At 60.5% G+C, this 26,176-nt stretch carries 27 protein-coding genes and 3 tRNA genes; 21 read left to right on the forward strand and 9 right to left on the reverse strand.

Annotation, left to right across the window (positions count from 1 at the left end):
• Positions 1-187: 187 nt before the first annotated feature.
• From pilB to yacG, 5 genes are read left to right on the forward strand one after another with little or no spacing between them, the layout of a single operon-like run.
• Positions 188-1,882 carry a type IV-A pilus assembly ATPase PilB gene (gene pilB, locus ABWY06_RS23980; RefSeq protein ID WP_353928098.1) on the forward strand — a complete coding sequence of 565 codons (1,695 nt, stop codon included), beginning with the start codon at positions 188-190 and terminating at the stop codon, positions 1,880-1,882.
• A 3-nt stretch (positions 1,883-1,885) separates the two neighbouring features.
• The gene (locus ABWY06_RS23985; protein WP_353928099.1) at positions 1,886-3,103 is read left to right on the forward strand and encodes a type II secretion system F family protein; all 1,218 of its coding nucleotides are present in this window, start codon (positions 1,886-1,888) and stop codon (positions 3,101-3,103) included.
• A gap of 3 nt (positions 3,104-3,106) precedes the next feature.
• Positions 3,107-3,979, forward strand: a complete 873-nt coding sequence (locus ABWY06_RS23990; protein ID WP_353928100.1) for a prepilin peptidase — start codon at positions 3,107-3,109, stop codon at positions 3,977-3,979.
• On the forward strand, positions 3,976-4,584 hold the full coding sequence (gene coaE / locus ABWY06_RS23995; RefSeq protein ID WP_353928101.1) for a dephospho-CoA kinase: 609 nt from the start codon (positions 3,976-3,978) through the stop codon (positions 4,582-4,584). Before ABWY06_RS23990 ends, coaE begins: the two co-directional genes overlap by 4 nt.
• Positions 4,581-4,784, forward strand: a complete 204-nt coding sequence (gene yacG / locus ABWY06_RS24000; RefSeq protein WP_353928102.1) for a DNA gyrase inhibitor YacG — start codon at positions 4,581-4,583, stop codon at positions 4,782-4,784. The genes coaE and yacG overlap by 4 nt, the downstream gene beginning before the upstream one ends.
• A gap of 27 nt (positions 4,785-4,811) precedes the next feature.
• On the opposite strand, the gene ABWY06_RS24005 is transcribed toward yacG, so the two are convergent.
• Both ABWY06_RS24005 and ABWY06_RS24010 read right to left on the reverse strand, forming a co-directional pair.
• Positions 4,812-5,027 carry a hypothetical protein gene (locus ABWY06_RS24005; RefSeq protein WP_353928103.1) on the reverse strand — a complete coding sequence of 72 codons (216 nt, stop codon included), beginning with the start codon at positions 5,025-5,027 and terminating at the stop codon, positions 4,812-4,814.
• A gap of 92 nt (positions 5,028-5,119) precedes the next feature.
• Entirely contained in the window at positions 5,120-5,803 is a 684-nt protein-coding gene (locus ABWY06_RS24010; protein ID WP_353928104.1) for an energy-coupling factor ABC transporter permease, read from the reverse strand.
• Positions 5,804-5,979: 176 nt separating this feature from the next.
• Here ABWY06_RS24010 and ABWY06_RS24015 point away from each other — a divergent pair, with 176 nt between their 5' ends.
• The 5 genes from ABWY06_RS24015 to ABWY06_RS24035 all read left to right on the forward strand — a co-directional run bounded on the left by ABWY06_RS24015 (position 5,980) and on the right by ABWY06_RS24035 (position 9,177).
• Positions 5,980-6,414 carry a thermonuclease family protein gene (locus ABWY06_RS24015; RefSeq protein WP_353928105.1) on the forward strand — a complete coding sequence of 145 codons (435 nt, stop codon included), beginning with the start codon at positions 5,980-5,982 and terminating at the stop codon, positions 6,412-6,414.
• A gap of 18 nt (positions 6,415-6,432) precedes the next feature.
• Positions 6,433-7,062, forward strand: a complete 630-nt coding sequence (locus ABWY06_RS24020) for a DUF1780 domain-containing protein (RefSeq protein WP_353928106.1) — start codon at positions 6,433-6,435, stop codon at positions 7,060-7,062.
• Positions 7,059-7,553, forward strand: a complete 495-nt coding sequence (locus tag ABWY06_RS24025; RefSeq protein ID WP_353928107.1) for an MOSC domain-containing protein — start codon at positions 7,059-7,061, stop codon at positions 7,551-7,553. Before ABWY06_RS24020 ends, ABWY06_RS24025 begins: the two co-directional genes overlap by 4 nt.
• A gap of 91 nt (positions 7,554-7,644) precedes the next feature.
• On the forward strand, positions 7,645-7,818 hold the full coding sequence (locus tag ABWY06_RS24030) for a DUF3094 family protein (RefSeq protein WP_353928108.1): 174 nt from the start codon (positions 7,645-7,647) through the stop codon (positions 7,816-7,818).
• A 63-nt stretch (positions 7,819-7,881) separates the two neighbouring features.
• On the forward strand, positions 7,882-9,177 hold the full coding sequence (locus ABWY06_RS24035; protein WP_353928109.1) for an NAD(P)/FAD-dependent oxidoreductase: 1,296 nt from the start codon (positions 7,882-7,884) through the stop codon (positions 9,175-9,177).
• A gap of 159 nt (positions 9,178-9,336) precedes the next feature.
• On the opposite strand, the gene ABWY06_RS24040 is transcribed toward ABWY06_RS24035, so the two are convergent.
• The 3 genes from ABWY06_RS24040 to ABWY06_RS24050 form a co-directional block, all read right to left on the reverse strand.
• Positions 9,337-9,412: transfer RNA gene (locus ABWY06_RS24040), tRNA-Lys, on the reverse strand.
• 5 nt (positions 9,413-9,417) lie between these two features.
• Positions 9,418-9,494, reverse strand: a tRNA-Pro gene (locus ABWY06_RS24045).
• Between the two features lie 9 nt (positions 9,495-9,503).
• Positions 9,504-9,579 (reverse strand) — tRNA-Asn (locus ABWY06_RS24050).
• A 205-nt stretch (positions 9,580-9,784) separates the two neighbouring features.
• On the opposite strand from ABWY06_RS24050, the gene ABWY06_RS24055 reads away from it, so the two are divergent.
• Positions 9,785-12,106: a DUF1631 domain-containing protein gene (locus tag ABWY06_RS24055; RefSeq protein ID WP_353928110.1), complete on the forward strand. Its 2,322-nt coding sequence runs from the start codon at positions 9,785-9,787 to the stop codon at positions 12,104-12,106.
• 9 nt (positions 12,107-12,115) lie between these two features.
• Positions 12,116-12,448 carry a PilZ domain-containing protein gene (locus ABWY06_RS24060; RefSeq protein ID WP_353928111.1) on the forward strand — a complete coding sequence of 111 codons (333 nt, stop codon included), beginning with the start codon at positions 12,116-12,118 and terminating at the stop codon, positions 12,446-12,448.
• A gap of 55 nt (positions 12,449-12,503) precedes the next feature.
• Here ABWY06_RS24060 and clpB read toward each other — a convergent pair whose 3' ends face one another.
• The 3 genes from clpB to rluD all read right to left on the reverse strand — a co-directional run bounded on the left by clpB (position 12,504) and on the right by rluD (position 16,961).
• The gene (gene clpB, locus ABWY06_RS24065) at positions 12,504-15,068 is read right to left on the reverse strand and encodes an ATP-dependent chaperone ClpB (protein ID WP_353928112.1); all 2,565 of its coding nucleotides are present in this window, start codon (positions 15,066-15,068) and stop codon (positions 12,504-12,506) included.
• Positions 15,069-15,250: 182 nt separating this feature from the next.
• Positions 15,251-16,006, reverse strand: a complete 756-nt coding sequence (pgeF, locus tag ABWY06_RS24070) for a peptidoglycan editing factor PgeF (RefSeq protein ID WP_353928113.1) — start codon at positions 16,004-16,006, stop codon at positions 15,251-15,253.
• A complete protein-coding gene (rluD, locus tag ABWY06_RS24075) occupies positions 15,987-16,961 on the reverse strand; it encodes a 23S rRNA pseudouridine(1911/1915/1917) synthase RluD (protein WP_353928114.1) in 975 nt (324 codons plus the stop codon). Before rluD ends, pgeF begins: the two co-directional genes overlap by 20 nt.
• A gap of 147 nt (positions 16,962-17,108) precedes the next feature.
• Between rluD and ABWY06_RS24080 the strand changes: the two genes are divergently transcribed.
• The 4 genes from ABWY06_RS24080 (at position 17,109) to ABWY06_RS24095 (ending at position 21,451) form a co-directional block, all read left to right on the forward strand.
• Positions 17,109-18,113 carry an outer membrane protein assembly factor BamD gene (locus ABWY06_RS24080; RefSeq protein WP_353928115.1) on the forward strand — a complete coding sequence of 335 codons (1,005 nt, stop codon included), beginning with the start codon at positions 17,109-17,111 and terminating at the stop codon, positions 18,111-18,113.
• Positions 18,114-18,298: 185 nt separating this feature from the next.
• On the forward strand, positions 18,299-18,526 hold the full coding sequence (locus ABWY06_RS24085; RefSeq protein ID WP_353928116.1) for a PP0621 family protein: 228 nt from the start codon (positions 18,299-18,301) through the stop codon (positions 18,524-18,526).
• Positions 18,516-20,108, forward strand: a complete 1,593-nt coding sequence (locus tag ABWY06_RS24090) for an ATP-binding protein (protein ID WP_353928117.1) — start codon at positions 18,516-18,518, stop codon at positions 20,106-20,108. The genes ABWY06_RS24085 and ABWY06_RS24090 overlap by 11 nt, the downstream gene beginning before the upstream one ends.
• A 2-nt stretch (positions 20,109-20,110) precedes the next feature.
• Complete coding sequence (locus ABWY06_RS24095) at positions 20,111-21,451, forward strand: sigma-54-dependent transcriptional regulator (protein ID WP_353928118.1); 1,341 nt, start codon at positions 20,111-20,113, stop codon at positions 21,449-21,451.
• Positions 21,452-21,532: 81 nt separating this feature from the next.
• Here the strand turns inward: ABWY06_RS24095 and ABWY06_RS24100 are convergent, their stop codons facing one another.
• Positions 21,533-22,639: an NAD(P)/FAD-dependent oxidoreductase gene (locus ABWY06_RS24100; protein ID WP_353928119.1), complete on the reverse strand. Its 1,107-nt coding sequence runs from the start codon at positions 22,637-22,639 to the stop codon at positions 21,533-21,535.
• Positions 22,640-22,730: 91 nt separating this feature from the next.
• Here ABWY06_RS24100 and ABWY06_RS24105 point away from each other — a divergent pair, with 91 nt between their 5' ends.
• The 5 genes from ABWY06_RS24105 to ABWY06_RS24125 all read left to right on the forward strand — a co-directional run bounded on the left by ABWY06_RS24105 (position 22,731) and on the right by ABWY06_RS24125 (position 26,170).
• On the forward strand, positions 22,731-23,234 hold the full coding sequence (locus ABWY06_RS24105; RefSeq protein WP_353928120.1) for a GspH/FimT family pseudopilin: 504 nt from the start codon (positions 22,731-22,733) through the stop codon (positions 23,232-23,234).
• Positions 23,235-23,560: 326 nt separating this feature from the next.
• Entirely contained in the window at positions 23,561-24,082 is a 522-nt protein-coding gene (locus ABWY06_RS24110; protein ID WP_353928121.1) for a GspH/FimT family pseudopilin, read from the forward strand.
• A gap of 8 nt (positions 24,083-24,090) precedes the next feature.
• Positions 24,091-24,645: a type IV pilus modification protein PilV gene (gene pilV, locus ABWY06_RS24115; protein ID WP_353928122.1), complete on the forward strand. Its 555-nt coding sequence runs from the start codon at positions 24,091-24,093 to the stop codon at positions 24,643-24,645.
• Positions 24,642-25,523, forward strand: a complete 882-nt coding sequence (locus ABWY06_RS24120; RefSeq protein ID WP_353928123.1) for a PilW family protein — start codon at positions 24,642-24,644, stop codon at positions 25,521-25,523. Before pilV ends, ABWY06_RS24120 begins: the two co-directional genes overlap by 4 nt.
• The gene (locus ABWY06_RS24125) at positions 25,520-26,170 is read left to right on the forward strand and encodes a pilus assembly protein PilX (RefSeq protein WP_353928124.1); all 651 of its coding nucleotides are present in this window, start codon (positions 25,520-25,522) and stop codon (positions 26,168-26,170) included. The genes ABWY06_RS24120 and ABWY06_RS24125 overlap by 4 nt, the downstream gene beginning before the upstream one ends.
• The last annotated feature ends 6 nt before the right edge of the window (positions 26,171-26,176 follow it).

A 26,176-nucleotide genomic window follows, 5' to 3' on the forward strand; every position in this document is an offset into this window, starting at 1 on the left:
GCACCACAGTGGCATCTCGCACCAGCGGATCGAAAATTCCGCCGATGCGGCATAAAGTGGCCTGAACAAAATCCGGCGCCGGAAAAAACCATTAACTGACAAAATTTGCCACATGCGAACCCTGCATTTGGCAGCGACCGATGACTAGGCTATAAGGCAAGCAGGATTCTCGCGAGCGTGCCCCCTCATGAATGACGTAGTCAACTTGTCCGGCCTGGCCAAACAATTGGTGTTGGCCCAACTGCTGGATGAGAAAAGTGCCCAGCAAGCGCATATGCAGGCGCAGCGCAACAAGATCTCGCTGGTCACCTACCTGGTACAAAACAAACTGGTAAAAAGTCGTCTGTTGGCCGAGGTCGCCGCCGAGCAGTTTGGCGTAGCCTTTCTCGACCTGGGTAGCCTGGACAAGGACAGCCAACCCAAGGACCTGGTTGCCGAGAAGCTGGTGCGCCAACACCGCGTACTGCCACTCTGGCGTCGTGGCAATAAATTGTTCGTGGGGATTTCCGACCCCACCAATCATCAAGCCATTACCGATATCCAATTCAGCACTGGCCTCAATACTGAAGCCATCCTGGTGGAAGACGACAAGCTCGGCGAGGCCATCGAAAAATTCTTCGACAACGGCTCGACTGGCCTGGACAACCTCGACGATCTGGACCTCGATATTGAGGCGTCCGGCGACGGCGCGGCCGATGGAGAGGACGCCCAGGAGGCCGATGACGCGCCGGTGGTGCGCTTCGTCAATAAGATGTTGCTGGATGCCATCAAAGGCGGCGCGTCGGACCTGCACTTCGAGCCCTACGAAAAAACCTATCGCGTGCGCTTTCGCACCGACGGCATCCTGCATGAAATCGCTCGGCCGCCGGTGCAGCTGGCGCCGCGCATTTCCGCCCGCTTGAAGGTCATGGCCAGCTTGGATATTTCCGAGCGGCGCAAGCCGCAAGACGGCCGAATCAAGATGCGCATCTCCAAAACCAAATCCATCGACTTCCGGGTCAGCAGTTGCCCGACCCTCTGGGGTGAGAAGATCGTGATGCGGATCCTCGACTCCTCCAGCGCCCAGATGGGCATCGATGCCCTGGGGTACGAGGAGACACAGAAAGATCTTTACCTGGCCGCACTTAAACAGCCCCAAGGGATGATCCTGGTGACCGGCCCTACCGGCTCGGGCAAAACCGTTTCGCTCTACACCGGCCTGAATATCCTCAATACGGTCGACGTCAACATTTCCACGGCTGAGGACCCGGTAGAGATCAACCTCGAGGGCATCAACCAGGTCAACGTCAACCCCAAACAGGGCATGGACTTTACCGCCGCCTTGCGCGCCTTTCTGCGTCAGGATCCAGACATCATCATGGTCGGCGAGATCCGCGACATCGACACCGCCTCCATCGCCATCAAGGCCGCCCAGACCGGGCATATGGTTATGTCGACGCTGCACACCAACAGCGCCGCAGAGACCCTGACGCGCTTGCGCAATATGGGCGTCCCCTCCTTTAACATCGCTACGTCCATCAATTTAATCATCGCCCAGCGCTTGGCACGCAAGCTATGCGCCAGCTGCAAGAAGGAAATCCCCGTGCCGCGCGAGACTCTGCTGGAGGAGGGTTTTCCGGAAAGCCGCATCGGCAGTTTCAAGATTTATGGTCCGGTGGGCTGTGAAAATTGCAATGGCGGCTACAAAGGCCGTGTCGGGATTTATGAAGTGGTTAAAAACACGCCCTCCCTGCAGCGGATTATCATGGAGGAAGGCAACTCCATCGATATTTCCGCGCAAATGCGCAAAGACGGCTTCAATGACCTGCGCACCTCGGCTTTGCTAAAGGCCATGCAGGGCGTGACCAGCCTCGAAGAAGTGAACCGCGTGACTAAGGATTAACCCATGGCCGTGAAAGCGTTAAAAACCAGCACCTTCAGCTGGGAAGGAACCGACAGGAAAGGCTCCAAGATCAGAGGTGAAACCAGCGGCCAGAATCCAGCCTTGGTCAAGGCGCAATTGCGCAAGCAGGGTATCAACCCAACCAAGGTCAAGAAAAAATCCGTTTCGCTGTTCAGTCAAGGGAAAAAGATCAAGCCAATCGATATCGCCATGTTCGCACGGCAGATGGCGACCATGATGAAAGCCGGTGTGCCCTTGCTGCAGTCCTTCGACATCATCGCCGAGGGGCTGGACAATCCGAACATGCGCAAGCTGGTGGATGACATCAAGCAGCATGTGGCCGCGGGTAACAGTTTCGCCTCATCGCTGCGCACTCGCCCGCTCTACTTCGATGACCTGTTCTGCAACTTGGTGGATGCCGGTGAGCAAGCCGGTGCGCTCGAGGATTTGCTCGACCGGGTCGCGACTTACAAAGAAAAAACTGAAGCCCTAAAAGCCAAGATCAAGAAAGCGATGAACTACCCAATGGCGGTAATCGCCATCGCAATCATCGTTTCCTGCATTTTGCTGATCAAAGTGGTTCCGCAGTTCAAGGAAGTCTTCTCCAGCTTCGGCGCGGAGCTACCCGCCTTCACCACCTTTGTAATCGGACTATCGGAAGGGCTACAGGCACACTGGTACCTCTTTGTCGCCTGTATCGTCGGCTTTGTCTTTGCGTTCCAGGCGGTGCACAAACGCTCGGAGAAATTCCGTAACTCGCTCGACCGCGGCCTGCTAAAGGCACCGATCATCGGCGATATTCTTTATAAATCAGCCGTTGCCCGCTACGCGCGCACTCTCTCGACCACCTTCGCCGCGGGCGTTCCGCTGGTCGAGGCATTGGATTCGGTAGCCGGCGCCACCGGTAATATCGTGTTTAAAAACGCCGTACTGAAAATCAAACAGGACGTCACCTCCGGGATGCAGCTGAACTTCTCGATGCGTTCGACCGAGGCCTTCCCCTCGATGGCCGTGCAGATGACGGCCATCGGCGAGGAATCGGGCGCCCTGGATATGATGCTGGACAAGGTGGCCAGCTACTACGAGGCAGAAGTGGACAACGCCGTCGACGGACTGACTGCCTTGATGGAGCCCCTGATCATGTCCGTTCTGGGTGTGCTGATCGGCGGCCTTATCATCGCCATGTACCTGCCAATTTTCCAACTGGGGAACGTGGTTTAACTCATGCCCTTGCTCGATTTTTTGGCCAGCCATGCGCTGGCCTTTGTTTTTTCTGCACTACTGCTGGGACTGCTGGTCGGCAGCTTCCTGAACGTGGTCGTCTATCGCCTTCCCATCATGTTAAAAAGCGACTGGCAGGGAGAGGCTCGGGAAATACTGGGCCTCCCTGCCGAAGAGAAGGGCGCTACATTCAACCTGTTTTTGCCCAACTCGCAATGCCCCTGCTGCGGTCATGAGATACGCCCCTGGGAAAACCTACCGATCATCAGCTACCTGGCCCTGCGCGGCAGATGCTCCAGTTGCAAATCACCTATCAGCAAACGCTACCCGCTGGTGGAGTTGGCGTGCGGCCTGCTTTCGGCCTATGTAGCCTGGCATTTTGGCTTCGGCTGGCAAGCAGGCGCCATACTGCTGCTGACCTGGGGGCTGCTGGCAATGAGCCTGATCGATGCCGATCATCAATGGCTGCCGGACGTATTGGTCCTGCCGCTGCTGTGGCTCGGGCTGACCCTCAATCTATTCGGCCTGTTTACCAGCTTGGAGGAAGCAGTACTGGGCGCCATCGGCGGTTATTTGGCGCTCTGGTCGGTGGCGGCTCTTTTCAAACTGATCACCCGAAGGGACGGCATGGGCAATGGTGATTTCAAGCTTCTGGCCCTGTTCGGCGCCTGGGGCGGATGGCAGGTGCTGCCACTGACCATTCTGCTCTCGTCGTGTACCGGCGCGATCCTGGGGTCGATCTTGCTGCGCCTGAACAATCGCGGCCTCGGTACAGAAATACCCTACGGCCCCTACCTCGCGCTCGCCGGCTGGATCGCCCTGCTGTGGGGAGACAGCATCACCAGCACCTACCTGCATTTTGCCAATTTTAAATGACCTCCTGGATTCTAGGGCTGACCGGCGGCATTGGCAGCGGTAAAAGCGCCGCCGCCGCACATTTTTCCACCCTGGGCGTGCATACGGTGGATGCCGATCATGCCGCTCGCTGGGTGGTGGAGCCGGGGCGCCCTGCCCTGGCGGAAATCGCCCGGCATTTTGGTGATGAAGTACTGCAGGCCGATGGCCAGCTCGATCGCGCTGCGTTACGCGCCCGGATCTTTCAGGACCCTGCGCAACGCCACTGGCTGGAAGGCCTGCTGCACCCCCTGATCAACCAGGAGTTGCTAGCCAATCTGGCGGGTGCTGAGTCGCCCTACGCTATTCTGGTCTCGCCGCTATTGATCGAGTCCGGCCAGCACACAATGACCACCCGCGTGCTGGTGATCGACGCCCCCGAAACCGTGCAGGTGCAACGGGCCCTGCAGCGCGATCAGGTCAGCGAAGCGCAGATCCAGGCCATCCTGCAGGCCCAGGCCAGCCGTGACGAGCGTTTGCGCCACGCCGACGATGTACTGACCAACGACCGCGACTTAAACTGGCTGCAGACTGAAGTCGAACGCCTGCACCGTTTTTATCTGAGTCTGCGCGGAGGCCGACCATGAACCCACCCTTGACCATCAACTGCCCCACCTGCAACGCACCGGTGGAGTGGTCCAGCCAGAATGTCGATCGCCCGTTCTGCAGCGAACGCTGCAAACTGATAGATCTCGGCGCCTGGGCCGCCGAAGCCCATACGATTCCCGGCGACCCGTTGGACGAAGACGAGCTGTTTTCCGGCGATTTACCGCCGCGTGCGCACTGACTGCAGCTGCGCTACCTGGAGCGAAACTCAAGGCCGCATAAAGCCGTAATCCCTATCGTCGTCCAAGTTATCCGCCAGAAAGCGCAACTCGCGCGCCAGGTCCTCCAAGTCACGGCATGCCACGCTCTGCTGCACCACCGCGCTCAGCAGTGCACGCAGACTCAAGACCGGGTCGTAACCCGCCTTACCGGCACCTTCAAGGTCTTGCTGGACTCGCTCGACCGCCCAGTAATGGATACCCATAGCCACTCCCTTGCAACTGCAAAGATCACAGCATGCCCTCTAGCGGCCCTGATCCGACTGATTCAGGTCAATAGTGCATAGCCGCTTCAGGCTTAGGGCTCCTGGTCCTTCCAGGGCGCCTGCAGGTAGCGACTGCGGTTGAAGGTTTCCAGCCAGTCGGGACAAAAGACCACCAAGGCACTGACCACGGTGCCGTTGATAAAGGCTTCGGGAAACATCACCAACCACAGGTAGCCGGCAAAATCCGCCAGCCAGGGCGGCATCGGAAACAGACCATCGACCCACAACAAGGCCAGGCCTGCCAGCACGCACAGCAGCACGGACAACGCGGCGGGAAAAAAGCCGCAGCAAAAGATATAGACGAACAGATTGCGCGGCTGGGCCCGCTCGACCCGCCAGGCACAGACTTCGGTCACCAGCACGGGAATCACCACCAGCAGCCAGCCATTGATGCCCAGCGCCGCCCAATCCTGACGGCCGATCAGCGCCAGCCCCACTTGCGCCGCCAGGCCCGCCAGCAGCGCCAGAGGCCAGTCGAGCAAGAGCGTCACCGCGGTCATGCCGATAAAATGCACCGACAGGCCCGAGGCGAAATCGCGCCTGACCAGCCACAGCACAAACAGCGCCAACACGGTGCCGAACAACAGGTGCTGGCGGCGACTGTCGCTGAGCAGCTCCAGCCAGGGCGCCCGCCAGACCGCCCAGCACAGCACCGGCAGGTAGAACAGCCACCCCAGCCATTGACTGGTCGGGGACAATAACTCGGCAGCAATCACGGCTTGACCCCCTTCAGCGAGTGGTTCGTATCGGCCCGAAACCGAACTGACGGGCTAACCATGGACCACAGCCACAGCAATTTAACTCAGTTCATCCGCTCTAAAGCGGGCCTTGCGACTGTACAACCGAAAAAAATGCGGTAAGGTCACGCCTTTTTTGGCAGTGCTCAGCTCCCATGCAACGATTTATCCGCCTCTTCGTTCTCTTCGCCAGCCTCACCTATCTGCAACCCTCAGCCGCCAACGAGGGGCCCTACGGCAAGGTGCGGGTCGACGAGGTCACCAGCATCTACGACGGCGATACCTTTCGCGTCACCATCAACGCCTGGCCCGCCGTGGCCGGGCAGCGGGTTCCAGTACGTCTGTTCGGCATCGACACCCCGGAAATGCGCGACAAACGGCCAGATGTGCGCGCCCTGGCCCAGCGCGCCAAGCAGTTCACCGTACAGCAGTTACGCGGCGCCAAAACCGTCGAGCTGCGCGACATACGCCGCGACAAGTACTTCCGTTTACTCGCCGACGTCTGGGTCGACGGTCGCAGCCTGGGTGACCTGCTGCTCAAGCAGGGCCTGGCCAAACGCTACGATGGGGGTACCAAGAGCAGCTGGTAGCGCGATAAGCTCTGAGACATGGACGACTCCGACTACCTGCGCCTGCTGACGCACCAGGCCGAACAGGCCAATACCTTTCTTTCCAATGCGCGCAAGTGGGAGCGCGAACGCTGGGTCTGCCAGCGTCTTCTGCAGGCGCTGAACATCGCCTATCGCACGGATGAGTTCAGCGCTATCCGCCCGGAACCACCGGACGTGCTGTTTCGCGAGGCCAACTTCGAGGTGTTCTGGGTATTGGATGAAGGCAGGCGTCTCAACGATGATTGGCGCGCCGAGCTGGAACGTCGTCGCCAGGCCTTCTCCCTGAGCCAACTGGTCCGCCGCGAGACGCGCCCAAAACGCATTGCGGCCGCTGAGTTGCAAGCCCGCCTGGCGCCCACCTTGCGGAAAAAAGCCCACAACTACCTTGAGCGCGGCCTGGACCCCGCCGAGCTCGACCTGTTGGCCTACGTCAATCTCAAACGCGCCGTTCCGGATTTCAACAGCCCCTTTCCGCCGCCCACCGAGTACCTGCGCCAGGGCTGGCGCTCGCTGTCGTTGGTTGGCCCGACCTACGCGCGGGTGTTGTTCGCCCACGGGCAAGCGCCGGACTTCCTGCGCCATAACCTGGGGCGCACGGTCATCTTCGATGTTGGAGTTGGCCTATGAGCCCCTTGCAGGAATTGCTGGCGCGGGTGCCGCAACAGGGCCGGGTACGCTGGATCGGCGTGCGGCCCGCTTCCCGAGCCCCGATGCTGGCGCTGCAGGCCGTGGAGGCGCGGCGCGAAGCCGGCCTAACCGGCGATCATAGCCGCCCGGGGCCACGCAACGCGCGCCAGGTCACCCTGATTCAATGGGAACACCTGGCAGTGATCGGCGCCCTGCTGGAGCGGCCGCCGGAGCACCCTATTGGTCCGGCGGACCTGCGGCGCAATATCGCTATCAGCGGCATCAACCTGTTCAGCCTCAAGGGGCGGCGCTTTCGCCTGGGCCAGGCGGTACTGGAAACCACGGGCTGGTGCCAGCCCTGCGCCCGCCTGGAGGAACGCCTGGGCCCCGGCACCTTTCAAGCCACCCGCGGCCACGGTGGAATCACGGCGCGCGTGCTGCAGGGCGGCATCATTCGCCTGGACGACAACTTGATCCTCGAGCCACTGTGACCGACCGAACAGAAGCCCGGACCGCCGCTCGAGACTGTCGCTTAAATGCCTTAACCATGCCTAGAATGCGTGCATCACCAGAGAGGTCTGTATGTCCAGCCGACTGAGCCCTGACGACCAAGCACGTGTGGATCGCTACCTGAGCGCCCCTCAGCATCAGGTCGAACGACGGCCTTTCAAAGCCTGGCACCTGCTGCTGGTCACGCTCGTCATCGTTATTGGACTCGGCCTCCTGAGCCGCCTCCTGAGCCGTTTGGTGCTATGAGCCGCTTCGCGCTCGCGCCCACGGCATCGCCGCCGCTTTCTATAAGCCTTGTGAGTACTCACCATGACCCATCGTATCCTGATCGTCGGCGGCGGCGCCGGCGGCTTGGAGTTAGCGACCCGCCTGGGTAACACCCTGGGCAAACGCGGCCAAGCCGAAATCGTCTTGATCGACGCGAACCTGACGCATATCTGGAAGCCCCTGCTGCATGAGGTGGCGGCGGGCTCGTTGAACTCCTCGGTCGATGAGTTGAACTACCTGGCCCAGGCCAAATGGAATCATTTTGCATTCCAGCTCGGGCGCATGTGCGGCCTCGATCGCGCGCGCAAGCAGGTCCACCTGGCTGCCACCCACGATGATCAAGGCGGCATCCTGGTGCCTGAACGCTCCCTCGCCTATGACAGCCTGGTGATTGCGGTCGGCAGCACCACCAATGATTTCGGCACCCCTGGCGCCGCCGAGCATTGCCTGTGCCTCGACACCCGTGAGCAAGCTGAACGTTTCCATGGGCAACTGCTCGGGCACTACCTGCGCGCCCATGCGGGATTGAATGGCGACAACGACCTGATCAGCGTGGCCATAGTCGGCGCCGGCGCCACCGGCGTCGAATTGGCCGCAGAACTCCACCATGCCGCCCACGAGCTGGCTGCCTACGGCCTGGACAGCATCCGCCCGGAAAACATGCGCATTACCCTGATCGAGGCGAGTCCGCGGGTACTGCCTGCCCTGCCGGAACGCATTGGCCGGCCCGTTCACGCCACGCTGGAGAAACTCGGCGTCAAGGTGCTGACCAACGCCTCGGTGAGCGAGGTAACCGCCGACAGCCTGGTAACCGCTCAGGGCCAGGTAATTGCAGCCAGTATCAAGGTGTGGGCGGCCGGCATACGTGCACCGGCCTTCCTGAACGACCTGGATGGACTGGAGAGCAACCGAATCAACCAACTGGTAGTTACCCCCACCCTGCAGACCACCCGCGACGAGGCGATTTTCGCTTTTGGCGATTGTGCCGCTTGCCCACAGCCCGATGGCCGCAACGTCCCGCCACGCGCCCAGGCCGCCCACCAGCAGGCGTCGTTGCTGGTCAAATCGCTAAAACGGCGTATCGCCGGACAACCGCTGCCCGAGTATCGCTTCAGCGACTACGGCTCATTGATTTCGCTGTCGAGCTTTTCCGCCGTGGGCAACCTGATGGGCAATCTGACCGGCAGCGTCATGCTCGAAGGCTGGCTGGCGCGGCTGTTCTATGTTTCGCTGTACCGCATGCACCAAGTTGCCCTGTTCGGACTGTTCCGCACGGCCATGCTGATGCTCAGCGGCCGCCTCGGCCGCGGCACCGAGCCACGCTTGAAACTGCACTGAAGGAACAGCGCCCTCGCGGGGGCGCTTTCACGAGCATCTGGTCGCTTCAGCGAAATGCAGGCAAAAAAAAACGCCCCGAGGGGCGTTTTGTTTTAGGCACTCGATGCAACTGCCATCTTTGCCTTTAAGATTCAACTCCAAAACCGCTGGAGCAGAAAATGGTGGGTCGTGTGGGATTCGAACCTACGACCAATTGGTTAAAAGCCAACTGCTCTACCAACTGAGCTAACGACCCATAAATGGTCGGGGTAAGGGGATTCGAACTCCTGACATCCTGCTCCCAAAGCAGGCGCGCTACCGGACTGCGCTATACCCCGATTAGAAGATGGCTCCACGACCTGGACTCGAACCAGGGACCCAGTGATTAACAGTCACTTGCTCTACCAACTGAGCTATCGCGGAACTTATACCTTCCATCTCAGCACCGGTTTGGCTTTCGCCATTCCCGTATCTGAGGCGCGCTATTCTACGGTTTCAAATCGCCCTGTCAACCCCTTAAACTACAATTAAGACAATGCTTTGCAGCCGAGCGATGGGCTGCTATATCTTCCCTAGAATTGTGATCACAGCAGGATGCGCTTGCCGCAAGGCAAGGCCAGGACAGTCCATGAGTACCCAGGACCCGCCCAACACCCCCAGACCTTCGCACACCCTGGCCAGTCGCGGCATCCAACCGCGCTTTGGCGACCTGGTGCTCGGTTGCCGCAAGCTGGTGATGAATCGCCTGGCCGAGCACTTGACGGGGGTCTTCGCTCAAGTCGATGACACCCTGTTCGAATGCGCGGAAAAAGCCGAAAACAACCAGGTGCAGACGTTGTTCTTCGACAATATGCGCGAGATCCGCAAACAGCGGCCGCAACTCGAGCGCGCCTACCACCAGCGCATCGCGCGGAACTTCTCCGACTTTCTCGACGGCAAGCTGGCGCCGGAGCCCAACACCGACGACCTGGATGCCGAACACCTGTCGCTGGTGCAGAACGACGACTACGAAGAGAGCCTGCAGGTCATCAATATGGTCAGCCGGGTCAAGGCGCGCTGCGCTCAGCCGCTGTTCGCCCTGGACCAGCGCCTGGCCCTGTTGAACAACGGCCAGAAGCTTGGCGAAGACAGCAACCCGTTCGGCCCCCAGGCCATTGCCCAGGCATTTCGTGAGGCGTTGGCGCCCTGCCCGTTTCCCCTGCGGATCAAGGCCATCCTTTATATGCTGTTCGATCAGCATGTCATGCAGGGCCTCGACCACGTCTATGAAGCGCTCAACCAGCGGCTGATCGAAGCGGACGTGCTGCCCAATCTCAAATACAGCGCCCAACGTGCAGCCGATGCCGTAAGACCGCGGCCATCGACCAACGCGCCCACTAAAGAGCGTACCGCAGGCGAAAGCCCGCCAGGCGACACAGCTGGCTCGCGCCCGGCTGCGCCGGCCGACCTGAGCGGACCGCCGCCCAGCGACCCCAATGTACTGTTCAGCGGCCTCGCGGCATTGCTTGGTGAACACCGCCAACGGGATGTCGACGCCCCCCTGCTGGGCGGCACTCGCAGCATTGCCAGCTTCGCACCCCGTGAGGCGTCACAGCTCTACAGCGTTACCGAACTGCTCAATGCCCTCGACCGCCTGCAGGAACGCTCTGGACAGGAGCTGTCCCACCGCCTGCAGAAGCCGCAGCCGGTGCAGGACTTGAAAGCCGACCTGCAGCAGCAATTGGAAGCCCACAGTCACCTGCCCGAGCAGCACCGTGTGTCGGACCAGGAAGCCGATGTCATCGACCTGGTGGGTATGCTGTTCGACTTTATCCTCGACGACGAAAACTTGCCGGACAACTGCAAGACCGCCATCTCCCACCTGCACACGCCTTACCTGAAAGTCGCCTTGCAGGACAAAGCACTGTTTACCCAGCACTACCATCCCGCCCGGCGCTTGCTCAATGCCATGGCGCAGGCCGGGGTGCTGTACGGCTGCGACAATGACGATCGGGGCCTGCTGGCAAAAATCCAGTGGGTGGTAGAGCGGGTGCTGCACGGCTTCAAAGGCGACCTGCAGCTCTTCGAAAGCTTGCTGGAAGAATTCAACGAGTTCGCCACCACGCTCAAACACAAGGTCGAATTACGTGAGCGGCGCGCCGTGGAAGCCGCCAAAGGCCGCGACAAGCTGCTCGGCGCGCGCCAGCAAGCGGTGGAACTTATTGGTGCCACCCTGGCCAGCCGTGAGCCACCGAGCATCATTCGCAACTTCCTGGAAATGACCTGGACCGATGTACTGGTCTTCGTTCTGCTGCGTCACGGCGATCAGAGCGCCGAATGGCGTCGCGCAGGGGAGGTGGCCGAGCAACTGGCCTGGAGTGGCACGCCCCAGGACGAAGCGGGACGCGAGCGCTTGCAAGGGCTGCGCGAAGCCATGCTGGATGACCTGCGCAAAGGCTTGAAGCTGCTCGGTGGCTACCACGAAGACGGTATTCGTCGCCTGCTGCAGGATCTGGTCGCCTGCCAATACGCCGTGCAGGCCAAACAGCCGCTGATTGCCGCCCAACTCAAGCAGGAGCTACCACAAAGCCCGCTGGGTGCCATGCTGGGGGAAGAAACCGCGCTGGTCAGCGCGGCACCGCGCGCCTCCGGCCTGTCACCTCGCGCCCAGCTGCTGGCCAAGGAATTGAGCCAAGTCGAATTCGGCACTTGGTTCGAGTTCGTCAACGGCGAGCAGATCCGCACGCTCAAACTGTCCTGGTTCAGCCCCACGACCCACAACTACATGTTCGTCGACCAGAGTGGTCAGCGCGTGGCCATCAAGCCACTGACCCTGCTGGCCAGCGAAATGGAGCAGGGGCTGGCTCGCATGATCATGCCGGAACGTGGCGCTCCCCTTATGGACCGCGCCCTCCATGCCATCTATCGCGTGCTGCAGCGTTTTACCGGCCGCACGGACGAACCTCGCTAAGGAGCGTATATGGACGATCGTCGTCAGCACAGCCGCCAACACACCGAGCTGCAGCTGGAAGTATTCGATCTGCACTCCGGTCAACGGCTGGGGCGGCTGGTGGACCTTTCAGCGGACGGCTTTATGCTGTTCAGCGACAACCCGCAAACCGCCGATGCCGTGATCGAGTGCCGACTGGTCAGCGCCCAGCCAATCGAAGGGGTGACCGAAGTGAAGCTCGGGGCGGACTGCCTGTGGAGCCGACCCGGCGCCGACGGCCAACACTGCTGGGCCGGCTTTCATATCATCGACCTGGCCGAGGATCAGGTAGCAGCGCTGGAGGTATTGCTCAAGCACCTGTGAGGCGTGCGGCACCAAAAAGCCCCGCAGCGCGGGGCTTTTTAGCGAGTGCAAAACCTCAGACAAAGACCAATGCGTCGCCCTCCACCCGCCCGACTATGGTACTGCCGGGTGCGAAACGACCCGCCAGGATCGCCTGGGCCAAGGGATTCTCGATGCTGCGCTGGATGGCACGCTTCAACGGACGTGCCCCATAGACCGGGTCATATCCCACCGCCACCAGCTTGTCCAAGGCCTCGGGACTCAACTCCAGGCTCAGTTCGTGTTCGGCCAGGCGCCGACGCAAGCGGCCCAACTGGATCTCGGCGATACCGGCAATCTGTTCCCGGCCAAGCGGCTCAAAGACCACCACTTCGTCGATCCGGTTGATGAACTCCGGGCGAAAGTGCGTACTCACCGCATCCATCACCGCCGCATACTGCGCCTCCCGATCGCCCATCAGCTCCTGGATCTGCGCGGAGCCCAGGTTGGACGTCATGACGATCACAGCGTTGCGAAAGTCCACGGTGCGCCCATGACTGTCGGTCAGACGACCATCTTCCAGCACCTGCAGCAGTACGTTGAAGACATCGGGATGGGCTTTTTCCACTTCGTCGAGCAGCACCACCGAATAGGGTTTGCGCCGCACCGCCTCGGTCAGATAGCCGCCCTCTTCATAGCCGACATAGCCAGGCGGCGCGCCGATCAGGCGCGCGACCGAATGCTTCTCCATAAATTCGGACATGTCGATGCGCACCATGGCCTCCTCGGTCTCGAAGAGGAACTCGGCCAGGGCCTTGCACAATTCGGTCTTGCCCACCCCGGTCGGGCCGAGGAAAAGAAACGAGCCACTGGGCCGGTCCGGATCCGCCAAGCCGGCGCGTGAGCGGCGCACCGCGCTGGACACAGCGACCACCGCCTCGTGCTGGCCGATGACCCGCTGATGCAGCAGGCTTTCCATTTTCAGCAGCTTGTCACGCTCGCCCTCGAGCATCTTCGCCACCGGAATGCCGGTCCACTTCGACACGACCTCGGCGATTTCTTCTTCGGTGACCTTGTTGCGCAACAGCTGGTTGTCGGTCTTGCCGTGCTGATCGACCATCTGCAGGCTGCGCTCCAGGTCGGGAATCACACCGTACTGCAGCTCGGCCATACGGCTAAGGTCGCCTTTGCGCCGGGCCGCCTCCAGCTCCTGCTTGGCTTGCTCGATCTGCTGCTGCAGTTGCGCCGACCCCTGCACCTCGGCTTTTTCCGCTTTCCAGATTTCCTCCAGATCGGCGTACTCCTGCTCCAGACGAGCAATTTCCTCCTTGAGGCGCTCCAGACGCTTGATTGCCGCTTCGTCGTCCTCTTTCTTCAAGGCCTGCGCTTCGACTTTCAGTTGAATCAGGCGACGCTCCAGGCGGTCAAGCACCTCGGGCTTGGAGTCGATCTCCATGCGAATCCGACTAGCCGCCTCGTCGATCAGGTCGATGGCTTTGTCCGGCAGCTGGCGGTCAGTGATATAGCGGTGGCTCAACTTGGCGGCGGCAATGATCGCCCCATCGGTGATCGCCACCTTGTGGTGCACCTCATAGCGCTCCTTGAGGCCCCGCAGGATGGCGATGGTGTCTTCTTCCGAAGGCTCGTCCACCAGCACCTTCTGAAAGCGCCGCTCCAGCGCGGCGTCCTTCTCGATGTACTGACGGTACTCATTGAGCGTGGTGGCGCCGACGCAGTGCAGTTCACCGCGCGCCAAGGCCGGCTTGAGCATATTGCCAGCATCCATGGCGCCCTCGGCCTTGCCCGCACCGACCATGGTATGCAGCTCGTCGATAAACAGGATGATCCGCCCTTCCTGTTTGCCGAGCTCGTTCAGCAGGGACTTCAGCCGCTCTTCGAATTCGCCACGAAACTTGGCCCCGGCGATCAGCGCCCCCATGTCCAGGGATAGCAGGCGCTTGTCCTTGAGCCCATCGGGCACCTCGCCATTGACGATGCGCTGGGCCAAGCCTTCGGCGATGGCGGTCTTGCCGACCCCCGGCTCCCCGATCAGAACCGGGTTATTCTTGGTCCGCCGCTGCAGCACCTGAATGGTCCGGCGGATCTCGTCGTCGCGGCCGATCACCGGATCAAGCTTGCCTTCTTCGGCCCGCTTGGTCAGGTCGATGCAGTATTTGTCCAGCGCCTGGCGGGACTCTTCGGCGTTCGGGTCGTTGACCGCCTGACCACCCCGCAGGTTGGCAATGGCATTTTCCAGGGCCTTCTTGCTCACCCCCTGGGCGAGCAGCAACTTGCCCAATTTGGTGCCGTCGTCCAGCGCCGCCAGCAGGACCAGCTCGCTGGAGATAAATTGATCCGCGCGCTGCTGGGCCAGCCGATCGGCCTGGTTGAGCAGGCGTGCCAGATCCTGGGAAATATTCACGTCGCCGGTGGGGTTCTGGATCTTCGCCAACTGATCCAACTCCTTGGCCAGGGCCTGGCGCAAGGCGGCAACGTCAAAGCCGACCTGCATCAACAGCGGCTTGATCGAGCCCCCCTGTTGTTCGAGCAGCGTCTGCAGCAGGTGCACCGGTTCGATGGCCGCATGATCGAGCCCGACCGCCAGCGATTGGGCATCGGACAGGGCCAACTGCAGCTTGCTGGTGAAACGTTCGATTCGCATGGTGCCGTCCTTCCTTCGAAAAGAGAGCAGACCGGTGCGGTGCGCGCACCTGTGCCAAAAGCCTGCCGAGTTGACAGTCTAGATGAGGACGATTGTCAGGGATTCAAGCCGGCAAGCCTTGATCCAGGTCAGCGCCAAGGCACGGGGCGAACCACGGCCCAGTTATTCCCAGGCCTGCGGCCTCAGCCGAGCCAGATCAGGGAGGTGAAACGTCCGGTGCAGGCGTTGCGCCGGTAGGAATAGAAACGTGGATCGCTGTAGGTGCACTGCCCGCCCCCATAGACCGCGGTGATCCCTTGTGCGGCCAGACGCAAACGGGCCAGGGCATAGAGGTCGGCCAGCCAACGCCCCGTATTGCCACTGGGCGCGAAGGCCGCAGACGCCTCAGGCTGTACCGCGACAAACACCTCGCGCACTTCCTCCCCCACCTCGAACGCTGCCGGTCCGATCGCGGGCCCAAGCCACACCAGCACGTCATTGACGGGCACGCCCAGGGCCCGCACGGTGGCTTCCAGCACGCCATTGGCTAACCCGCGCCAGCCAGCGTGGGCCGCGGCGACCCGTTGCCCGGCTCGATCGCAGAACAACAGGGGCAGGCAATCAGCAGTCATGATGGCGCAGGCCACGCCCGGCGTGGCCGTCCAACTGGCGTCGGCGCGGAGTGTGGCGGCGGGGTCGGCTTCAACAACCTGCACGCCATGGACCTGGTCCAGCCAGGCGAGACGGCACCCCAACGCTTGGGACAGCCGTCGGCGGTTTTCAATGACATCGGCTACCGCGTCGCCCACATGCAGGCCGAGGTTCAAGCCGTCATAGGAGCCCCGACTAATCCCGCCGGCACGCGTGGTGACGCAGGCACGGACAGTCGCCGGCGCCGGCCACTGGGGACGCAACCAAGCGTGATGCCAGGCTCCCGGCTCAGCCGATAAAGGCTTCACGGTCCTGCCGCAGCAAGGTCAGCAACCAGACGAAGTCCTCCGGCAAGGGCGATTGCCACTTCATCCGCTGGCCGGTGATCGGGTGATCCAACTCGAGGAAACGCGCATGCAGCGCCTGACGCGGAAACTCCTTGAGCGACTGCACCAGGGTGGCGCTGGCGGCCGGGGGAATGCGAAAGCGACCACCGTAGGCCGGATCGCCCACCAGCGGGTAATTGATATGCGCCATGTGCACGCGGATCTGGTGGGTTCGTCCGGTCTCCAGCTTGACCCGGGTATGGGTGTGGGCCCGAAAGCGTTCCAGTACCCGATAATGGCTGACCGCCTGCTTGCCACCGGCCATCACCGCCATGCGCTGACGCTGCTGGCCATGCCGTCCGATGGGTGCATCGATCTTGCCACCCGAGGTGATCACACCAATGACGATGCATTCGTAGATGCGGCTGACGCTGCGTTTTTGCAGCTGATCGACCAACTGGGTTTGCGCCTGCAGGGTCTTGGCCACCACCATCAATCCCGTGGTGTCCTTGTCCAGGCGGTGCACGATGCCGGCCCGCGGGACGTTGATGATGTCGGGCACATGGTGCAGCAGCGCATTGAGCAAGGTACCGTCCTGGTGCCCGACCGCGGGGTGCACCACCAGGCCGGCAGGCTTGTTCAACACCAGGATATGCTCGTCCTCGTAGACGATATCCAGCGCAATATCCTGGGCCAACCACTCGCCCTGGGCTTCCTGCTCGGCGTTCAGTTCCAGCACCGAGCCACCGTGGACAATGTCACGCGGGCGGATCACGGCACCGTCCACCGTCAGCAAACCCTCCTTGATCCAGGCAGTCAGGCGTGAACGGGAGTGCTCGGGGAAGAGCTGGGCGGCGAGCTGGTCGAGACGTTGCCCGCCCAAATCGGACGGCACCACGGCGCGGAGTTCTATGGCTTGTGTAGTAATTGGAGGCATGCTCGATGACGGCGGGGGCGTAGCCTTTGGTTTCGGCTGCTCGCTTGTGGTTAAATACGGCGTCTTTGTCCCGGGGCTACCGGGGCGCTCATCATAACAGGACGGCCCTGCCCAAGACAGCCAGCCGTCACAGGGACGCAAGCCGCCATGCCAGTGAAACACCTGCTGCTGATCGCCATCCTCGCCCTTACCGCTGCCTGCTCGTCCAACGAAGTCGTGGACGAGAACATGAGCGAGGCCGAACTGTACCAGCAGGCTCAGGCCGACCTGGACGGCAAGAGCTACACCAGCGCGACCAGCAAGCTCAAAGCCCTGGAGTCACGCTACCCCTTCGGCCGTTACGCCGAGCAGGCACAGCTGGAGCTGATCTACGCCTATTACAAAAACGCCGAACCGGAAGCTGCCAAATCGGCCGCAGAGCGGTTTATTCGCTTGCACCCGCAGCACCCCAACGTCGATTACGCCTATTACCTCAAAGGCCTGGCATCGTTCGACCAGGACCGTGGCCTGCTGGCGCGCTTTCTGCCACTGGACATGACCAAGCGCGACCCGGGTGCCGCCCGCGACTCCTTCAACGAGTTCGCCGTGCTCACCAGCCGCTTCCCTACCAGCCGTTACGCCCCTGACGCCAAGGCGCGGATGATTTACCTGCGTAACCTGCTGGCCGCTTATGAAATCCATGTGGCCCACTACTACCTGAAGCGCCAGGCCTATGTGGCCGCAGGCAACCGCGGGCGCTACGTGGTGGAAAACTTCCAGGAAACGCCGGCCGTGGGCGACGGCCTGGCGGTCATGACCGAAGCTTACCAGCGCCTGGGCCTCGATGACCTGGCCGGTACCAGCCTGGAAACCCTCAAGCTGAACTACCCCGCTCATGCCAGCCTGGAAAGTGGCGAGTTCGTACCCCTGGAAGAAGAAGCCGACAACCGCTCCTGGCTGGCGAAGATGACCCTGGGCCTGATCGAAACCGACACACCGCTGCCGCCCGGCCAGACCCGTGCCAGCCAGGACGTGATCCGTCAGTACGAAGAAGCCGAGGAAAGCATTCCCTCCGAGCTCAAGCCGGAGAACCAGACGGAGCAGGAAGACGGCGCCGCCCAGGACAGCGGCCGCTCCTGGTGGAGTTATATGACCTTCGGCCTGTTCGACTGAACGAAACTGAACCACTAAAAGAGGCCTTGCGCCTCTTTTTTTGTTCAGATGCTTCCGCCCGAGACGGCGCCAATTTTATCTACCGGCCTGTGAGCCACTGCATCGCGTCGCGAGAATCTAACCGCGTTTGTACCGACATCTGCGGATTGACTAAACTGCGTACCTGATTAAAAGAAGAGCACTCTATGGGCCTGTCCCGCCTCCTGTTTTGGCTTGCGATCACTCTCGCCGCATTGTGGCTCTGGCGTCGCCTGAGTCGGCGTACCGCGCCCACGCAACAAATCGCCGCACCGATGGTGCGCTGCGTCCACTGCGGCGTGCATGTGCCTCGAGAACAAGCCTTGCGCCAGCAGGATCACTGGTATTGCTGCCAAACCCATCTGCACCAGGGCGCTCCTTCCCGTGAGCACTGAAGTCATCACCCTTGACGACAGTCGGGGCCGCGGCGTACTGCGCCTGTATCACCTCTACCGCGTGACTATTGGCGTGGCCTTGGTCCTGTTGATATCCAGCGATATGGACGACAAAGTCCTGGACCTGGCTAACGCAGAGCTGTTTCGCAACGGCAGCTGGTTCTACCTGATCACCAATATCTTGGTGGCGGTGCTGATGCAGCGACCGCGCCACTTGGCCCAAGTGTTCAGCCTGGCGCTGGCCGATATCCTGCTTTTGTCGGGTTTGCTTTATGCCGCCGGAGGTACAGCCAGCGGCATCGGTAACCTGCTGATCGTCGCGGTGGCCATCTCCAACATCTTGCTGAGGGGGAGAATTGGACTGCTCATCGCCGCGATGGGCGCCATTGGCCTGATATCCTTGACCTTTTACCTGAGCCTTAGTCGCCCGACAGCAACTGCTCAGTATGTGCAAGCAGGTGCGCTCGGAGCCTTATGCTTCGCTGCAGCCTTGCTTGTTCAGGCCTTAACCCGCCGCGTCCAGGTCAGCGAGAGTCTGGCCGAACAGCGCGCGACGGACGTGGCCAACCTGGAAGCCCTGAATGCGCAAATTCTGCAGCGCATGCGCACCGGCATCTTGGTACTGGACACCCAACACCGCGTACTTTTAGCCAATCAAGGCGCCCAGAGCCTGTTAGGCCGCAACAAACTGGAAGGCAAGATACTGGACCCCCACTGCCCTGAACTACTCAAGCGGCTTCAGCAGTGGCGACACAACCCAAGCCTGCGGCCGGAGAGCCTGCAGTTGCTGCTGGACGGCCCCGTACTGCAACCCAGCTTCGTCACCTTGCAACGGGCAGGACAACAGCACACGCTGGTTTTTCTCGATGATATCTCACAAGTTGCCCAGCAAGCCCAGCAACTAAAACTCGCCTCACTGGGTCGCCTAACGGCGGGTATTGCCCATGAAATCCGCAACCCACTGGGAGCGATCAGTCATGCCGCCCAATTGCTGCAGGAGTCAGAAGCCCTCGACGGAGCCGACCTGCGGCTGGCGCAAATCATCCAAGACCATTCCCGACGGATGAATCTGGTCATCGAGAACGTGCTGCAGCTTTCTCGGCGCCGCCAGGCCGAACCACAGTTGCTTGACCTCAAGTACTGGCTGCACCGTTTCGCCAGCGAATTTCGCAACGCGGCCCCAGCCAGTCAACTGCTTCACTTGGAAACCACGGGAAGCACTATCCAGACCCGCATGGACCCCCACCAGCTGACCCAGGTGCTGACCAACCTGGTGGAGAATGGCCTCAGGTACAGTTTGCAAAAACATAAAAAGGCCCAGATCTGGCTCAAGCTGTTTCGCGACGAAGAAAATGATCTGCCTATCCTGGAGGTTCTGGATGATGGGGCGGGCGTAGCGCCTGAACAGGCACAGCATATTTTTGAGCCTTTTTATACCACCGAGAACAAGGGCACCGGCCTCGGCCTGTATATTTCCAGGGAGTTATGCGAAAGCAATCAGGCACGCCTGGACTACAAATTGCGTGAGGGTGGCGGCAGCTGCTTTCGCATCACTTTCGCCCATCCGCGCAAACTGAGCTGACTATGAGCACCCGGCAAAGAGCCCTGATCGTCGACGACGAACCCGATATCCGTGAACTTCTGGAAATTACCCTGGGCCGAATGAAACTCGATACCCGTTGCGCACGCAACGTCAAAGAGGCCCGCGAGTGGCTGGCAAAGGAGCCTTTCGATCTGTGCCTGACGGATATGCGCTTGCCCGATGGCACGGGCCAGGAGTTGGTGCAACATATCCAGCAGCGCTATCCGCAAGTGCCGGTGGCTATGATTACTGCCTACGGCAGCCTGGATACAGCCATTCATGCGTTAAAAGCCGGGGCTTTCGACTTCCTGACCAAACCGGTTGACTTGGCTCGCTTGCGCGAATTGGTCAATACCGCACTACGCCTGGGTGCCGCCGGCACCGAAGAATTACCAGTGGACAGCCGACTGCTCGGCGACTCACCGCCCATGCGCGCCCTGCGCAAGCAGATCGTGAAGCTGGCCCGCAGTCAGGCACCAGTTTATATCAGCGGCGAATCTGGCAGTGGCAAGGAGCTGGTGGCGCGCCTGATTCACGAACAAGGGCCACGCATCGAGCAACCCTTTGTCCCCGTCAACTGTGGCGCCATCCCCACCGAACTGATGGAAAGCGAATTTTTTGGTCACAAAAAGGGCAGTTTCACTGGCGCCATCGAAGACAAACAAGGGCTGTTCCAGGCTGCCAATGGCGGCACCCTGTTCCTTGATGAGGTAGCGGATCTGCCACTGGCCATGCAGGTCAAGCTGCTGCGGGCGATTCAGGAAAAGGCCGTCCGCGCGGTAGGAGGGCAGCAGGAGTTGGTGGTGGATGTGCGTATTCTGTGCGCCACCCACAAGGACCTGGCCGCCGAAGTCGCCGCCGAGCGTTTTCGTCAGGACCTGTACTACCGCCTGAACGTGATTGAGCTGCGCGTTCCCCCACTTCGGGAGCGTCGCGAGGACATCCCTCAACTCACCGAAGTCATGCTCAAGCGCCTCGCCGAGGGCACAGGATCGCCCGCGGCCACGCTTAACGACGATGCTCTGGAAAAATTGAAAAACTACCGTTTCCCGGGCAACGTGCGCGAACTGGAGAACATGCTGGAGCGTGCTTACACCCTGTGTGAAGAAGACTGCATCCAACCTCATGACTTGCGCCTGACGGACACGCCATGCTCCAGCGAAGCCGGCGAGGCCAATCTGGCGCAAATCGACAATCTCGAGGACTACCTGGAAGACATCGAGCGCAACCTCATCATGCAAGCCCTGGAAGAAACCCGCTGGAACCGTACAGCTGCCGCGCAACGTCTGGGCCTGACGTTCCGATCACTGCGTTATCGGCTGAAAAAACTCGGTATCGATTGAGGGACGTGACCCCATATCCGACAGAACCGATACGTGCGCCATCTGTCGCCTGCCACTATCGCCCAGCGAAGCCTCAGGCGGTCAGATTGAACTGATCCTCCCCGTCGGGGCATAGGCCTGCGCATCGACAATAGGGGGGCCTCCCATCATCAGGTCAACCAACAGCCGGCAAGAGGCTGGCGCCAACACCAAGCCATTACGATAGTGACCGCAATTTAGCCAAAGCCCCGAAAAGCCGGGAACCGGACCGATAAATGGGATGCCTTCGGGCGAGCCGGGCCGCAGCCCTGCCCAATGCCCCACTACCTGAGAACGAGCGAGCGCGGGCAACAGCTCGACCGCCGAACTCTGCAAGCTGGTTTTCGCCGAGGAGGTAGGTGTTTTATCGAAATGCTCGAACTCCAAGGTACTGCCGACCAGAATATGGCCATCGCGTCGCGGGATCGCATAGCGCCCTTTCGCCAGCACCATGACCGGCAACTGGCCCGGAGGCCCCTTGTATAGAATCATCTGCCCCTTGACCGGCTCGACGGGCAGGCCTATGCCCAGATGCGCCAGCAGCAGGGCACTCCATGCTCCGGCAGCCAGTACTACCTGGTTCGCGTGCAGCTCGCCCTCGGCGGTGCGCACGCCGAGCACACGCCCTTGCCGCACAATAAAACCGCTGACCTCGGCCCCCTCGCACAGCCGCACATTCGCGTGTAGATGCAAGGCCGCGCGCAACGCTTTGAGTAACCGTGGATTTCGGACATTAGCCAGCCCTGCCGTGTGCAGGGCATGCCGGTAACCATCGCCCAATCCCGGTACGGCTTGATAGAGGCGCTCGCCCGCCACGCCCTGCAGCACTTGATCATGCTGCGCAGCCCAGGCCAAAGCCTCGCCCTCATCGGGCAGATCCAACCAAAACAAGCCCGTCGTGTAAACCTCTGGATCTATCCCTGTCTGCACCCGCAACTCGTCGGCCAAGCGTGGGTAGAATCCCTGGGACCAGCGCGCCAGGGCCGTTACGGCCGGGCTGTTGCGCCAGGGGTAGAGGGGAGAAATGATCCCTCCGCCCGCCCATGAAGCTTCGCACCCGACTGTCCCTCGCTCCACCAACACGACCTGCTGCCCCAGCTCCGCCAAGGCGCGGGCCGTCAGCAAGCCCATCACACCACCACCTACAACAATGCAATCCACCTCAGCCATCAAGCCCCTCCATCCTCTTGTCGAATCGACCCGCACCAGCTAAACCCAAGCTGCGCCAGGACGGCGAAATACACCGCAAAGGAGCTGCCAAATGCACAGCCACGAACGCGCAGTTTCGCTTACAGAACTCCTCATCATACTGACCGTAGTGGCTATCGGCAGCCTAGTCGTGGCGCCGAATTTCTCGGCGCTGATCCAGCGGCACCGCCACCAGGCGCTGGAAGAGCTCCTCAAGCATGCCTTGCAGAGCGCACGAACGAGAGCAGTACTTACAGGTAAAACCACCGAAGTATGCGCTTCCGCCAACGGCCAGACATGCACGGGCCCCTGGATGCAGGGCTGGATCATTCGCGACCTGAGCAGCAGCTCGGTGCTTCAGCAGTTCGCAGCCACACCTCAGGTACACCTGCAATGGACCGGCTACAGCAACAGCATTCGCTTTCACGGGAATGGCACCAGCCCGATAAGCAACGGCCGATTCTACTCGTGCTACCAACAGCAAATATTCTGGCAATTGGTCCTCAATCGGCAGGGCAGGATCCGCAGCGCGGTGCCCCAGGAGAACCGCTCATACTGGCACTTATGCGTGCAGTGAGTCCGGAGTTGAATGTTCCGACCCTGGCCCCTGGCTCGAACCCAGTCAGCCTGCGCCGCACCGACCTCTGCTTGCGAGCGAGGCCGGCAGGTTATCGGCACGGGTGGAACTGTAGTAGCGCGAGCCTGCTTCGCCAGGGTCATGAGCCCTTCTCTACCGCGCATCCCAGCGGCAACGAGCGGCCATGGTAGGCCGGCGAAAACCAAAGTGCTCGATACCGGCCGAGGCGCACCGCCCATCCCGGCAAAGCAGCCTACCGTCATGAGAAAAAAGACAATGCAGCAGCGGTACGCGAAGATGAACCTGTAGATAATTTGGAGCAAACCATGTTGCGTACCTCCCACATGCGCGGATTTTCATTAGTCGAGCTCACGATCGTCGTAGCTCTGGTGGCTATCATAGGCACCATCGCGGCACCGAGTTTCAGCGATCTGTTGCGCTCCAGCCAGCTACAAACCAGCGCGGAAGAATTCTCAACCTTTCTGCAATACGCCCGCAGCCAGGCGATCATCAGCCGCACTCCCTACGAAATCGAGTTTGTGGCTGCCAGCGATAGGTGGGAAGCAAAGAACCTTGCAACTGGCACCGTAGAGCGAGGGGTGACGCTGGATCCGACCAAAGTCTCCTTGCTGGCATTTGATAGCGCAGGGGCCAGTGTCACTAAGATCACCTACTCCGCCATAGGCACCGCGGACAGGCAGACCTTTATTACCCTCTGCAAGGACAATGACGTGAAAACGGGGCACCGCATTATTCTTCAGCCGTCAGGCAGCACGCGCCTGTCAAAAGCCGGTAAAAAAGATAACAAACTTACCAGTCCCGACCTTGTTAGCTGCACCGCACCATGAGGCTTTTCATGAGACAACAGACCGGATTCAGCCTGATCGAAGTTTTGATCACTTTGCTGCTGACGACTATTGGTATCCTCGGCGTGGTTGCCATGCAGGGTCGCAGTATTTCTTTCACCCAGGATTCGATACAGCGAAACACCGCGATTATTTTGAGTGATAGTTTGGTCGAGATCATGCGCAGCAACCCCAACGAGATCTTCTCCAACACGGTGCCGCGGACTCCTCTTAGCACCAAATACAAGAATGCTTCGCTTTTTTACAAGCCTCTTGGGGGCGACTTCGGACCGGCGACCGGCAACTGTGTAGCGCTGCCGAAAACTGCGCAAGAACAACGTGACTGCTGGGTCAAGGCGGCACGGGACCGTTTGCCGGGCGCTACGGCCCTGTTTAACAACAGCTTCTATGTCTGCCGCAGCTCGGCCCGCGGTGTCTGTGACAACCAAGGCTCGATACTTGAGATACAGCTGGCATGGACGGTCAAAGCGGGCGCTTGTCCTGATGTCGAGAACCGCACCCCTAACGACACCACCTGCATTTATAGAACCCGGGTAGAGCTATGAATATGTCCCTTCCTGCAGCACAACGCGGTTTATCCCTGATTGAGCTGATGATTGCGCTGGCCATCGGCAGTTTCCTGGTGGTGGGCATTACGCAAATTTTCATCGACAATCGCCGCAGCTACAGCTTCCAACAAAGTGAAGCTGGCAATATCGAGAGCGCACGTTTCACCGAAATTGTACTCAACAACTACCTGAGCAAAGCCGGCTATCGCCGAAGCTCCGATCAGGACTTGGAGTTCGCCTTCCCCGCAAGCCCCGCGGGTACCGACTGTAGCGCGTTCACCGCGGGCAATCCGATTACCACGACCCTCGATGCACAAGGCATCTGTATTCGTTATCAACCCGTGGTCAGTGGTGAACCGGATTGCGAAGGTAATGCATCGACTGCATTTAAAAGCCCATTGGCCCCATTTCCTGAAATCACCAAGAATAATTTGATCGTACTTGCGATCAAGTATTTCCCCGCGGGTGCGACCGTCCCCAGTGAGGCTACCCTGCTGGACTATGGCTCTTTACGCTGCAAAAGCATCAACTCGACCGCCTCCAGCGGTTACACCGAGTTGCTGGACGGCATCGCCGATTTCCGCCTGGAGTTCGGCGTTGGCACCAACGACCTGTTTGGTAAACAACTACGCAACGATGCCAATCGTTTCGTCAAGGCGGCGGACTGGAACGCCGCCATTGGCCCAATTCGTGCTGTTCGTTACTCGGTGCTGCTCTCCAGCACGGAAAACAAACGTGATGGCGACTCGAAAATATACAGTGACTGGTATGCGAGCGCCGACGCAGCCGCCCAAACTCGCCTGACGGCGGGTGAAAAAGGTCGGACCTACCAGTTGGCCAGCAGCACTCAAAACCTGAGGAACCTCATGCCATGAAGGCCTTCAACCCCAACCGTCAAAACGGGGCAGTATTGTTGGTTGCCCTTGTCATGTTGCTGGTATTGACCTTGCTCGCAGCCAACAGCATGCGCAACGTCTCACTGGAGTTTCGGATTACCGCAAACCGCGCCCAGGCCCTGCAACTGAGTAACTCTGCCGATGCCGCCCTACGCGAAGCCGAGTTCCGCTTTTATGACCCCAGCTTTCTCCGCGATAAGCTGGAGCCGTCAGCGGCCAATTGCGCTACGGCCAATGTACTGAAAATCAATGGCGCCAACAAACCTTGCCTGCTGGGGATCCAGGAAGCCAAACTGCTGGAGTTCGTGCTGACGCCAACTGTCCTTGAGGACAGCACCAAAAGCACCTATCTAACCTCAGCCTCAACAGGCGGACTTATTTGGATGCCTTATCGTGGCCTGGACGCTGCGGTCCCGACCAGCGCGGAATACCCCTCGACTTGGAACACCTACTTGATTACCGGCGGGCCTGACGAAGCCAACCCCGCCAACGTCGAGTACTCTGCAGCGGGCGAGGCAAAAGGTACGTTTACCTACCTGGTGAACGGCCAGTCCTCGAACAACCTCGGTAATAGGCAAGCGTTGCAGTCTACCATTTCCAACATCTATGTCGGCCTGAACAATTGAAGGTGT

The organism is Pseudomonas sp., from assembly GCF_040514055.1.
Classification (GTDB): Bacteria; Pseudomonadota; Gammaproteobacteria; order Pseudomonadales; family Pseudomonadaceae; genus Aquipseudomonas.

Excerpts from the sequence above, each read along its gene's own strand:
- pilB (WP_353928098.1), top strand. The coding sequence starts at position 188 with ATGAATGACGTAGTCAACTTGTCCGGCCTGGCCAAACAATTGGTGTTG.
- ABWY06_RS23985 (WP_353928099.1), top strand. The coding sequence starts at position 1,886 with ATGGCCGTGAAAGCGTTAAAAACCAGCACCTTCAGCTGGGAAGGAACC.
- ABWY06_RS23990 (WP_353928100.1), top strand. The coding sequence starts at position 3,107 with ATGCCCTTGCTCGATTTTTTGGCCAGCCATGCGCTGGCCTTTGTTTTT.
- coaE (WP_353928101.1), top strand. The coding sequence starts at position 3,976 with ATGACCTCCTGGATTCTAGGGCTGACCGGCGGCATTGGCAGCGGTAAA.
- yacG (WP_353928102.1), top strand. The coding sequence starts at position 4,581 with ATGAACCCACCCTTGACCATCAACTGCCCCACCTGCAACGCACCGGTG.
- ABWY06_RS24005 (WP_353928103.1), bottom strand. The coding sequence starts at position 5,027 with ATGGGTATCCATTACTGGGCGGTCGAGCGAGTCCAGCAAGACCTTGAA.
- ABWY06_RS24015 (WP_353928105.1), top strand. The coding sequence starts at position 5,980 with ATGCAACGATTTATCCGCCTCTTCGTTCTCTTCGCCAGCCTCACCTAT.
- ABWY06_RS24020 (WP_353928106.1), top strand. The coding sequence starts at position 6,433 with ATGGACGACTCCGACTACCTGCGCCTGCTGACGCACCAGGCCGAACAG.
- ABWY06_RS24025 (WP_353928107.1), top strand. The coding sequence starts at position 7,059 with ATGAGCCCCTTGCAGGAATTGCTGGCGCGGGTGCCGCAACAGGGCCGG.
- ABWY06_RS24030 (WP_353928108.1), top strand. The coding sequence starts at position 7,645 with ATGTCCAGCCGACTGAGCCCTGACGACCAAGCACGTGTGGATCGCTAC.
- ABWY06_RS24035 (WP_353928109.1), top strand. The coding sequence starts at position 7,882 with ATGACCCATCGTATCCTGATCGTCGGCGGCGGCGCCGGCGGCTTGGAG.
- ABWY06_RS24055 (WP_353928110.1), top strand. The coding sequence starts at position 9,785 with ATGAGTACCCAGGACCCGCCCAACACCCCCAGACCTTCGCACACCCTG.
- ABWY06_RS24060 (WP_353928111.1), top strand. The coding sequence starts at position 12,116 with ATGGACGATCGTCGTCAGCACAGCCGCCAACACACCGAGCTGCAGCTG.
- clpB (WP_353928112.1), bottom strand. The coding sequence starts at position 15,068 with ATGCGAATCGAACGTTTCACCAGCAAGCTGCAGTTGGCCCTGTCCGAT.
- rluD (WP_353928114.1), bottom strand. The coding sequence starts at position 16,961 with ATGCCTCCAATTACTACACAAGCCATAGAACTCCGCGCCGTGGTGCCG.
- ABWY06_RS24080 (WP_353928115.1), top strand. The coding sequence starts at position 17,109 with ATGCCAGTGAAACACCTGCTGCTGATCGCCATCCTCGCCCTTACCGCT.
- ABWY06_RS24085 (WP_353928116.1), top strand. The coding sequence starts at position 18,299 with ATGGGCCTGTCCCGCCTCCTGTTTTGGCTTGCGATCACTCTCGCCGCA.
- ABWY06_RS24095 (WP_353928118.1), top strand. The coding sequence starts at position 20,111 with ATGAGCACCCGGCAAAGAGCCCTGATCGTCGACGACGAACCCGATATC.
- ABWY06_RS24100 (WP_353928119.1), bottom strand. The coding sequence starts at position 22,639 with ATGGCTGAGGTGGATTGCATTGTTGTAGGTGGTGGTGTGATGGGCTTG.
- ABWY06_RS24105 (WP_353928120.1), top strand. The coding sequence starts at position 22,731 with ATGCACAGCCACGAACGCGCAGTTTCGCTTACAGAACTCCTCATCATA.
- ABWY06_RS24110 (WP_353928121.1), top strand. The coding sequence starts at position 23,561 with ATGTTGCGTACCTCCCACATGCGCGGATTTTCATTAGTCGAGCTCACG.
- pilV (WP_353928122.1), top strand. The coding sequence starts at position 24,091 with ATGAGACAACAGACCGGATTCAGCCTGATCGAAGTTTTGATCACTTTG.
- ABWY06_RS24120 (WP_353928123.1), top strand. The coding sequence starts at position 24,642 with ATGAATATGTCCCTTCCTGCAGCACAACGCGGTTTATCCCTGATTGAG.
- ABWY06_RS24125 (WP_353928124.1), top strand. The coding sequence starts at position 25,520 with ATGAAGGCCTTCAACCCCAACCGTCAAAACGGGGCAGTATTGTTGGTT.